Raw genomic sequence first — 2,896 nt, forward strand, 5'->3', positions numbered from 1 at the left:
GCCGCGGCCGGGCGGCGGGCGGGCGGGGCGGCGCTGGCCGGGACACTACGAGCCGGCCGCCTTGGACACCGCGGCGCCGATCGTCTCGGCGAGGTCCACGATGCGCGGTCCCCACCGGGAGGCCACGTCGTCGTCGAGCGGGACGACCTGGTCGTTCTTGATGGCCGACAGGTTCTTCCAGCCGGGCCTCCTGGCCAGGGCGTCCTTGCTCTGCCCGCAGCACTTCACGTCCGCCAGGAAGATCAGGTCCGGGTCGGCCTGGGCGACGAACTCCTTCGACAGCTTGGGGTAGCCGCCGGCCGCGCCGGGTGCCTTGTCGGCGATGTTGACCAGGCCGAACAGGCCGTAGATCTGGCCGATGAACGTGCTGGACGTCGCCGCGTAGGGCGTCTGGTCGAGCTCGTGGTAGTAGGTGAGCTTGTGGTCCTTGGGGGCGTTCGCGGCGAGCTTGTCCAGCGACGCCTTGATCCCGGTGACCACCTCGTCGGCCTTCTCCTGGTTGCCGGTGGCGGCGCCGAGGTCGGCGATCTCGTCGTACGCCTCGTCCAGCTTGGTGGCGGCGGGCTCCAGCAGGACGGGGACGTTCAGCTTGCCCAGCTCGGAGACGACCTTGTCGATGTCGTTGGAGACGATGACGAGGTCGGGCTTCTGCGCGGCGATCGCCTCGACGTTCGGCTTGAACCCGGACAGGCCGGTGCGGGGCGCCTGCGCCGGGAAGTCGGACTGGTCGTCGACCGCGATCACCTGCGGGCCCGCGCCGATGGCGTACAGGGTCTCGGTGTGCGCGGCGGAGAGGGAGACGATGCGCTCGGGCCTCTTGGCGAGGGTGACCTTGCCGTTGGCCGCTTCCACCGTGACCGGGAAGGAGGCGGCCGTGGTGGTCCCCATGGTGGGGGGCGCCTGGGTGGGAGGCGTGGACGAGGGGGCGTTGGGGGCGGTCTGGCCGCAGGCGGCCAGGACGAGCGTTCCCAGCAGCGCGCCCGCGAAGGCCGTGCGTACGGGCCTCACGAGTAGTCCTTTCACACTGTCGGAACCGAGAGACCCGCGATGTGCGACGGATCACCCTTTTCCACGAGGGTTGATGACGTCAGCGCAGAGGCAGGCGACCTGGCTATGACAGTTGCGGGACAGCGCCGGACTCGCACCGGACTTCGCTGCAACACTGCGCGTCGGACAAACGCTATCAATGCTCCGGATGAAGCCGAAGTCAAGGGGCGGGTAGTTGCGCCTCCGCCTCGGCGATGATCCGCTGGAGCCGCAGGCCGCGGGCGGCGTCGAGCGGGTGGCCGCCGCCCCGCCGGACGGTCCGGGCGAACTCCTCGGCGACGACGGCCAGGGCGTCGCCGTCGTCCGGCGCCAGGACCGCGCTGCCCCGGCGGCCGTAGACGGCGACGGAGGAGGGCGGGGTGTCGCCGGGGGCGGCCATGCACAGCGACGCCTCGCTGACGGCGCCGCCCTCGTGCTCCAGCAGCAGGCCGGTCCAGCGGAGCGGGTCCCCGTGGGCGCGCACGCCGGTGACGGGGCCGAGCGCGGCGTCGAGCAGGTCGACCATGTGCGGGCCCACGTCGAGCAATGCCCCGCGCTCCAGCCGCCAGGGGGTCGCGAACGGGTGGTCGCCGAGCAGGGCGCCGGAGATGTTCGCGGCGTGCCCGCCGAACGGCTCGATCTCGGCGCAGCGGGCCAGGAACTCCCGGGTACGGGCGGCGTAGCGCAGTGTCAGCACCATCTGGGAGGCCACGCCGGTCTCGGCGATGGCGGCGGCCAGCCGCTCGGCGGCGTCGAGGGAGTCGGCGAGCGGCTTCTCCAGCAGCAGCGCCTTGCCCGCCCTGGCGGCCCTGATCCCGAGCTCGGCCTGGACGGCGGGCGGCACGCAGAACGCCACGGCCTCGCAGGCGTCGAACAGCTCCTCGACCCGCTCGAACACGGGCGCGCCGAGCCGCGCGGCGGCCTCCGGGCGGCGGGCCCAGACGCCCGCCAGCCGGGTGTGCGGGCCGCGGGCCAGCATGGGGGCGTGCGCCTGCTCCGCCCAGGGCCCGGCCCCGATGAGTCCCACCGCCACCGGCTCCATAAATCCTCCCAAGGTCGCCTATTTCACGACCCTATGGGATATTTCGTGTCTTCATGGGGCGCCGCCCAGCCGCCACTGGTGGACGGCGTGCTCCGGCCGGTGGGCCAGGGTCCCGCAGTCGATCACGACCGTCTGGCCCGTGACGCACCGCGCCTCGTCCGAGGCGAGGAACGCCACCAGGTCCGCCACGTCCCCCGGCGTGCAGGCCCACGGCAGCAGCCGCTCCGCCGCCTTGTCGGCCATCCGGTCCGGGCCGAGGGCGAGCCGGGCGGCGTCCGTGAGCACCAGCGCCGGGGCGACCGCGTTGCAGCGGATGCCGCGCGGCCCGTACGTCGTGGCCACGTAGCGGACGAAGCCGTTCAGCGCCGCCTTCGAGGTCCCGTACGCGGCGTGGTCCAGGTCGCCCGTCAGCCCCGACACCGACGAGGTGAGGACGAAGGCGCCCCCGCCGGCCATGCGCGGCCCGGCGTGCTTGACCAGCAGCATCGGGCCGCGCAGGTTCACCGCCATGGTCCGGTCCCACACGTCCGCGTCGAGGGTCTCCAGGTCCTGGTCGCGGCCGTACACGTCGCGGCCGAGCGCCGCCGCGTTGGAGTGGACGACGTCCAGCCGCCCGTACGAGGCGAGCAGCTCGGCCAGGGCGGCGGCGACCTGCTTCTCGTCCGACACGTCGCAGGTCAGGGCCGTGGCCGTGCCGCCACCGCTCCGGATGGCGGCGGCCGTGGCCCTGGCCCCGGCGGCCCGTACGTCGAGGACGCCGACGCACGCCCCCTCGGCGGCCAGGCGCGCGGCGCACGCCGCGCCGATGCCGGAGCCCGCGCCGGTCAC

General features: G+C 73.8%; 3 protein-coding genes. All 3 read right to left on the reverse strand.

All coding sequences use genetic code 11. The features are described from left to right. Positions 1 to 45 precede the first annotated feature (45 nt). A complete protein-coding gene (locus ABZS51_RS42525; RefSeq protein WP_355453991.1) occupies positions 46 to 1,008 on the reverse strand; it encodes an ABC transporter substrate-binding protein in 963 nt (320 codons plus the stop codon). Between the two features lie 199 nt (positions 1,009 to 1,207). Then, entirely contained in the window at positions 1,208 to 2,053 is an 846-nt protein-coding gene (locus tag ABZS51_RS42530; protein ID WP_355453994.1) for a Gfo/Idh/MocA family oxidoreductase, read from the reverse strand. 66 nt (positions 2,054 to 2,119) lie between these two features. Then, the coding region (locus ABZS51_RS42535) for an SDR family oxidoreductase (protein ID WP_355453996.1) at positions 2,120 to 2,896 on the reverse strand (777 nt) is incomplete at its 5' end.

This window comes from Nonomuraea sp. NPDC005501, assembly GCF_040605905.1.
Lineage (GTDB): Bacteria > Actinomycetota > Actinomycetes > Streptosporangiales > Streptosporangiaceae > Nonomuraea.